Raw genomic sequence first — 7,715 nt, 5'->3', positions numbered from 1 at the left:
GACGCCGCCTCGATGCCCGGCCGAGGCGGCGTCACCGTGCCGGAGACAGCCGGCCGGGGCGGGGCGGACCGACCGGCGATCTTTTGGACTCTCTTGGGGGAGCCCGGTGGCGTGAGCTGCCTGGACCGGGCAATCCGACTGCAGTGATACGAATCGGTTCTGTTGGTCTGACACTGCTCGCGGCTCTGGGGGCGGGAAGCGCGGCGGTATGGATTTCACCGTGGTGGTGGACCGCCTGTGTGCTGCTCGCTCTCCTGGGCCTGCTCGGGACATGGGATCTCACGCAGCGCGGACACTCGGTGCTGCGCAACTATCCCGTGATCGGGCACGCGCGTTTCCTCCTGGAGAAGATGCGCCCCGAGCTCCAGCAGTATTTCGTGGAGCGGAACTACGACGGCCGTCCCTTCGACCGGGACGTGCGCAGCCTCGTGTACGAACGTGCGAAGGGCACGGACGCGGAGGAGCCGTTCGGTACTGAGCGGGACGTCTACCGGCCCGGCCACGAATTCCTCGTACCGTCGATGGCGCCGTGTGAGGTTCCCGAGACACCACCGCGGGTCAGGATCGGCGGCCCCGACTGCACCCAGCCGTACGACATGGCACTGCTCAACGTCTCCGCCATGAGCTTCGGCTCCCTCTCGGCAAACGCGGTCCTGGCACTCAATACCGGTGCGGCACGCGGGAAGTTCGCGCACGACACGGGTGAGGGCGGCATGTCGGACTACCACCTGCGGCCCGGGGGAGACCTCGTCTGGGAGATCGGGACCGGCTACTTCGGATGCAGGACCGAGGACGGCGGCTTCGACGCCGTCAAGTTCGCCGAGAAGGCAGCGCACGACCATGTGAAGTGCGTGTCGCTCAAGTTGTCCCAGGGCGCCAAGCCCGGCATCGGTGGTGTGCTGCCGGGGGCGAAGGTCAACGCGGAGATCGCCCGGGTACGAGGCGTGCCCCAGGGGAAGACGGTGACCTCGCCCCCGTACCACCGGGTGTTCTCCACACCGCGTGAACTGGTCCGCTTCGTGGCACGGATGCGGGAACTGGCGGGGGGCAAACCTGCGGGGTTCAAGCTCTGCCCCGGCTCGCGGCGGCAGTTCCTCGCCGTGTGCAAGGCCATGGTGGAGGAGGGAACGACACCGGATTTCATCATCGTGGACGGGGCAGAGGGCGGCACGGGCGCGGCGCCGCTGGAGTTCGCCGACCACATCGGCACTCCCCTCACCGACGGTCTGCTCACCGTGCACAACGCCCTGGTCGGCGCCGGCCTGCGGGACCGGATCAGGATCGGCGCCGGCGGCAAGATCGCCACGGGGTCCGACCTGGTCAAGAGGCTCCTCCAAGGCGCCGACTACGCGAACTCGGCCCGCGCGATGATGTTCGCCGTGGGCTGCATACAGGCGCAGCGCTGTCACACCAACACCTGTCCCACGGGTGTCACCACCCAGGACCCCCGGCGTGCCCGCGCCCTGAACGTCGCCGACAAATCGGTGCGGGTCCAGAGGTTCCAGGAGGCGACGGTGGCCGGCGCGCTCCAGATCATGGCCTCCATGGGCGTCACGGACCCGGACCACCTGCGTCCGCACATGCTGCGGCGACGCGTCGATCCCTACACGCTGCGTTCCTTCGACGAGATGTACGAATGGCTCGCGCCGGGACAGCTCCTTACGGCGCCCCCTTCGTCCTGGGCCGCCGACTGGAAAGCCGCGGACCCCGACCACTTCACCGTCTGACCAGGAGGACCTTGTGCCCCGTACCGTTGCCCGTGTCATCGTCGACGCACTGAGCGAACTCGGCGTGAGCCAGGTGTTCGGCGTCGTCGGAGACGCGCTCAATCCACTGACAGAAGCCATCCGGCTCACCGAGGACGTGGAGTGGGTGGGCTGCCGCCACGAGGAGGCCGCAGCGTTCGCCGCGAGCGCCCAGTCCCAGCTCTCCGGCCGCCTCGGCGTCTGTATGGGAACCGTCGGCCCAGGTTCGATCCACCTGCTCAACGGGCTCTACGACGCGGCCAAGAGCCGCACTCCCGTCCTGGCGATCGCGGGCCAGGTGCCGCTGACGGAGATCGGCAGCGAGTCCTTCCAGGAGGTCGACAACGACGCCCTCTTCAGCGACGTCGCGGTATTCCGTGCCACGGTCTCCTCCCCGGATCAGCTGCCGCAGCTGCTGGAGACGGCCGTCCGCAATGCCGTGGGCCGCAAGGGCGTTGCCGTGCTCACCGTGCCGGGTGACATCGGCGACCGGAAGCTGAGCACGGACCGCAAGGCCCGCTTCTCCCTGAGCTCGGCGGTAACCCGGCCCGAGGATTCCGCCGTCCGGGACGCGGCCGGCCTCCTGGAGCGCGGCGGACGCGTGACGCTCCTCGTCGGCCAGGGAGCCCGCGCGGCCCGCGCGGACGTACTGGCGCTCGCCGACCGTCTGGCCGCTCCGATGGTGCTGACCCTGAAGGCGAAGGAGGGATTCGAGGGCGAGGGCAATCCCTTCCAGGTCGGCCAGACCGGGCTGATCGGCAACCCGGCAGCGGCCTCCGCGATGCAGGAGGCCGACACACTCCTCCTGCTGGGCACGGACTTCCCGTACCGCGAGTGGTATCCCGAGGGGCGCACGGTCATCCAGGTGGACACCGAACCCACCCACATCGGACGCCGGGTCCCGGTCCGGGCCGGCCTCGTAGGCGACGTGGCCGCCACGGTCCGCACCCTGCTCACCTGCCTGGGAGCCGGGGAAGGCCGCGACCGTAAGCACCTGGACAAGGCCCGCAAGGAGTTCGAGACCTGGCGTGACGGCCAGGCCCGGCTGGCCGATCCGAAGCACGACGAGCGGACGGCCGGGCGGCTCCGCGCCGCGTTCGACAACCCGGAACACGGGATCAGGCCAGAGGCACTCGCCGCGACGGTCGACCGGCTCGCCGCCGAAGACGCCGTCTTCACCTCCGACACCGGCATGGCCACGGTATGGCTCTCACGGTTCGTGGAGATGCGCGGTGAGCGCCGGCTGCTCGGCTCGTACAACCTCGGCTCCATGGCCAACGCCATGCCGCACGCACTCGGCGCCCAGTGCCTGAACCGGCGACGGCAGGTGGTCGCGTTCTGCGGCGACGGTGGCCTGAGCATGCTGCTCGGCGACCTCATGACACTCAAGACCGGCAAGCTCCCCGTCAAACTGGTCGTCTTCGACAACCGGCGCCTCGGCATGGTCAAGCTGGAGCAGGAACAGGCCGGACTGCCCGAGTTCGGCACCGAGCTGGACAACCCCGACTTCGCCGCCGTGGCCACGGCCATGGGCATCACCGGCATCCGGGTGACGGACCCCGACGAGTTGGAGGAGTCGGTACGACGAGCCCTCGACACCCCGGGGCCCGTTCTCCTCGACGTACTCACGAACCCCGACGAGATCGCCGTACCGGCCAAACCCACGGTGGGGCAGGGCTGGGGGTACGCCGTCGCCAAGGTGAAGGAGATCGCACGCGGCCAGGGGGAGTCCGACCGGAGCTGAGAGCCCGTGACGGACGCGATGCCCGCCTCCACAGCAGGCGGCGCGCGGGCGCGGCCACACGCGGGCCTCCGTCCAGCTCCCCAGCCGGCGTCAGGCCGTGGCCGTGACTCCCGAGCAGTGCATGGTCTCCACGTCCGTCACGCTTACGAACGCTGTCGGTGAGTCGCGGTCTCAGCTCATCAGCTCAGGTAGAAGCCCGGGTCCCCCTCGTTCGGCCGCGGTGGTGCGAACTGAACCAGTTCGTTGTCTCGGATCATCCACATGCGAAAGAAGCTCTCCTCCTGATCCATCACCAGAAGTTGCACCAGGTTCGGTTCGCGCCACGGCGTCCCGAACACTCGCTGCTTGAAGGCGTCGAGGTCGGCATGGTTCAGGGCACCCGCCCACACTTCGCACTCGGGGTGCTTCCAGCCACCCCATTGGTTTGTCTCAGGGCTGGTGAGCAGCTTCAAGAAGCCGACCCCATAAGTCTGCGCTTGGGCACGACGAGGGGCGTCTGTCCGCAACCACTCGCTCAATGCCTCCACACTCGCGCCGTCGGACATGTCAACCGACATCATCACGTTCGCCACCCAGCTCATACAGATCGTTGTACTGCAGCAGGCGGTACCTGTGCCCGGCCTTTTCTTGCAGGACGCGGCACCTACCCGCGCTCTCGCCCTTGTGTGCGTCAGTTGAAGAAGTGAATGCTCTGCTGAATCGGGGGAGCCGCCGGAGTCCAGGTCGCTGTACCGGAACTGCATCGTGGCTCGCTTCTGGCCGATACCGAAGCGGTATCCCTCGCGGATCATGAGGGTGTCTACGCCTCAAGATCCGCGAGGGTGCCGTGTTCGTTCCGCCCTCAGCCCCGTGCCACGACCGCCGTTCGGCTACACCGTGGTGGGGGTGGGCCGGGTCTCGGTCAGCGGAAGCTCACCCTTGAGCATGCGCCCGCCGTCGCCGGTCAGCCGCAGGTAGTAGTCCGAGGAGCAGGTGGTGCCGTCCTCGTCCAGCGCCCTGACCCCGGAGCCGGACGGCACGTCGGCGGCGGTCGGCGCCGTCTTCGCGATCTGGTTGCCCTCGTTGTACTCGTCGAACATCGAGATGTAGATGCCCTGCGCGCCCACCCGCTTCATGTTGTAGAACTGCCGCCACATGAAGTCCCCGTGGGCCCGGTGCCCCTCCTGGAGGTCACCGGGCATCACGCACGGCTGGTAGTCGATGCCGTGCGTGTCGCAGTCCGCCTGGTCGGGGGTGTTGATGTCGCGGTAGAACTGGTCGGACTGCTCGGCGCTGCCGATACGGCCCACCATCCACGGCGAGATCATGTGGAAGGCGCGGTAGACGTCCCCGAAGCCGGCCCGCGAGTCCTCGGTGCCGGTGCGCCAGTGGGTAGGAACCCCGCCGATGACGTAACAGCCCTGGTCCTTGAACCAGTTGACGACATCGAGGCACGGCGCCGGAGCGAAGGGACGGGCGTCGTCGCTGAACCCGAAGCCCCACACGCACACCACCGGCTTGCCGTTCTGCTGCGCGTAGGCGCTGGATGAGGTGTGGGCCCTCATCTTCTCGGTCCAGTCCTGCTTGATCTCGGACTGCATCGCGGTCCAGCCGGTGACGTCGTACATGATGTAGAACTTCCGGCCGTTGGCTTCCGCGGCCTGCCGCACCTTCTGCGCCATTCCGTCGCGCGTGGGTCCCTCCGGGCTGAACGGGTTGAAGCGCTGGAGCGCGGCGGTGTCGATGTTGTTCTCCCGCATCCAGCGGAAGTGGGTGTCCACCGACTGCTGGTCCCAGGACGAGAACAGAGCGGCCTTGCCGCCGCCGTTCAGGTCCGCCATCGCGGTGGGGTAGGTGTGGGTGTAGTCCGCCACGTCGGGCCAGGACTTGGCGCTGCTCGCGCCCTGCGCGGGCGCCTTGCTCATGTCCGGGCTCCAGTGCCACCAGCCGTCGATCGGGGCGCTGTCGCCCTTGCACGCGAACCAGCCCTGGTAGCCGACGGTTATCTTGCCGACCACGTCACCCGCGGGGGAGGCGGCCGGGCTCGCGGCAGGCGCGGGGGACGCGCCGGCCTGCGTCGCCGCGACACCACCTGCAGCCGCGGCCGCCACGGCGGCGCCGGACAGGACGAAGGAACGTCGGGAGATACTCATGGGGGATGCCCTCTCGGTCTGCCTCATCGGCACGGCCGCCCCCAGGGGCGCGGCCGCGCACGGATTCCGCGCCTGCTGGAGTGGGAGAGGTATGGCGGCGGCAGTCCGCCCCTCCGTCAACAGGCGCCCCGGCAACATAGTCGGGTCGCCAGGGGCACGACAAGACCCCGGAGACCGCGACACCGAGAACTGCCGCACCCCTCTCCGCGCCGCCGCGGTGCGGTTTCCCGCAATGTCACCGGCACGGTGGCGGTGCGCGGCGGAATGTGCTTCGTCGCGGTGGCTCACCTCACTGGCCTTATGTCTATCATTTTGATTTAATGAGAAACCCGCACGCCAGGACGGAAGGACCATCATGCCGGGCGACATCTCCGTCAGCGCCCTCGCGCACGCCCCATCGACGCCGCTGCCGCACTACTGGAGCCGCGTCGTCGGTGCCGGCCGGGCCAACGAGGGCCTGCGCGCCGACTGGCAGCGCCAGCTCACCGAGGCGCACGCAGCCTGCGGGTTCGAGTACATCCGCTTCCACGGGCTCTTCCACGACGACATGTTCGTCTACACGGAGACCGAGGACGGCGAACCCGTCTACAACTTCCAGTACGTCGACGCGCTCTTCGACTTCCTGCTCGACCTCGGGGTCCGCCCCTTCGTCGAGTTCGGCTTCAGCCCCCGCGCCCTGGCCCGCGAGACCAACACCGTCTTCTGGTGGGGAGCACACGGCTCCCCGCCCACGGACCTCGGCAAGTGGAGCGCCCTCATCGCGCGCATCACCCGCCACTGGATCACCCGCTACGGCCTCGACGAGGTCCGCTCCTGGTACTTCGAGGTGTGGAACGAGGCCAACCTCTGGGGCTTCTTCCACGGCACCCGCTCCGAGTACTTCGAGCTGTACGAGGTGACAGCACGCGCGGTTAAGGACGTGGACGCCCAGCTGCGCGTCGGCGGCCCCGCGACCTCCAACTTCGTACCCGACGAGCGCTTCGGCGGCGAGTCGGAGGACGTCTCCCGGCGCATCGTGGCCGGCCGCGACGACATCGACGACCTCGACTGGCGCCCGGTGTGGATGCAGGCGTTCCTCGACTTCTGCGTCGAGCGCGAGCTGCCCGTCGACTTCGTCTCCACCCACCCGTACCCCACGGACTGGGCGCTCGACGAACACGGCCAGGGCGAGAAACTCACCCGCGGCAAGGACGCCACTCCGGTCGACCTCGCGCTGCTGCGCGAACTGATCGCCAAGAGCGCCTACCCGGACGCCGAGATCCACCTCACCGAGTGGTCCTCGTCCTCCTCGCCGCGCGACCACACGCACGACACGCTGCCCGCGGCCACCTACGTGACGCGCTCGCTGCTGCACTCCCTCGACACCGTGCACTCGCTGTCGTACTGGACCTTCACGGACGTGTTCGAGGAGGGCGGGGCCGGCGACGAGCTGTTCCACGGCGGCTTCGGCATGATCACGCTGCCCGGCATCCCCAAGCCCACCTTCCACGCCTACCGCATGCTGCACGCGCTCGGCGACGAGCTGATCGAACGCGGTGAGGACCACATCCTGACCCGGCACGCGGCCAGTGGCCGGCTCACCGCGCTCGTCCACCACTACCCGCAGGAGGAACCCAAGTCGGTGCCCGCCTCCTTCGACAGCCGCGAGGTGGCCGAGACCACCCAGGCCAAGGGCACCCCCCGCCGACTCGTCCTCGAACTGGGCGGACTGCCCGCGGGCGCCCCCTTCCGGGTGGAGGTACTGGACACCGAGCACGGCAACGCGATCGGCGCCTGGCACGCGCTCGGCTCGCCGGCCGCACCCACCCGAGAACAGCTCGCCCACATCGACCGGCAGGCCCGCGCCACCGACGTGCGCACCGTCCTCACCGGCCAGGACGGCGTCCTGCGCGTCGACACCGTCCTCGCCCCCTGGTCGCTCGCCCTGGTCGAGCAGCTCTGAGGGCGAGGACGCGAACCGGCGCGACCCCCGACAGGGACGCGCCACCCCGGACGGGCGCAGGGGAGGCGGCACGCAATGGGACGGCGGCACCGGCCCGTGCCATCTCCTCTGCGCCACCCACCGGCCGCCGTACGCGGCCGCGCCCCCGGGAC

5 protein-coding genes are annotated in these 7,715 nt (G+C 69.2%); 3 read left to right on the top strand and 2 right to left on the bottom strand.

The window, feature by feature from the left end; all coding sequences use genetic code 11:
• Positions 1-143 precede the first annotated feature (143 nt).
• Positions 144-1,727, top strand: a complete 1,584-nt coding sequence (locus tag ACZ601_RS00105; protein ID WP_469531548.1) for an FMN-binding glutamate synthase family protein — start codon at positions 144-146, stop codon at positions 1,725-1,727.
• A 13-nt stretch (positions 1,728-1,740) separates the two neighbouring features.
• Positions 1,741-3,489: a thiamine pyrophosphate-dependent enzyme gene (locus tag ACZ601_RS00100; protein WP_469531546.1), complete on the top strand. Its 1,749-nt coding sequence runs from the start codon at positions 1,741-1,743 to the stop codon at positions 3,487-3,489.
• A gap of 179 nt (positions 3,490-3,668) precedes the next feature.
• Here the strand turns inward: ACZ601_RS00100 and ACZ601_RS00095 are convergent, their stop codons facing one another.
• Both ACZ601_RS00095 and ACZ601_RS00090 read right to left on the bottom strand, forming a co-directional pair.
• Positions 3,669-4,070, bottom strand: coding sequence for a squamosa promoter-binding protein 15 (locus ACZ601_RS00095; protein WP_469531545.1), 402 nt, complete (start codon positions 4,068-4,070; stop codon positions 3,669-3,671).
• Positions 4,071-4,358: 288 nt separating this feature from the next.
• Positions 4,359-5,621, bottom strand: a complete 1,263-nt coding sequence (locus tag ACZ601_RS00090; RefSeq protein WP_440576349.1) for a glycoside hydrolase family 99 protein — start codon at positions 5,619-5,621, stop codon at positions 4,359-4,361.
• 355 nt (positions 5,622-5,976) lie between these two features.
• Between ACZ601_RS00090 and ACZ601_RS00085 the strand changes: the two genes are divergently transcribed.
• Positions 5,977-7,563, top strand: coding sequence for a GH39 family glycosyl hydrolase (locus tag ACZ601_RS00085; protein WP_469531544.1), 1,587 nt, complete (start codon positions 5,977-5,979; stop codon positions 7,561-7,563).
• The last annotated feature ends 152 nt before the right edge of the window (positions 7,564-7,715 follow it).

This window comes from Streptomyces sp. NPDC104307, assembly GCF_055584045.1.
This window is presented reverse-complemented; position numbering and strand designations above follow the sequence as displayed.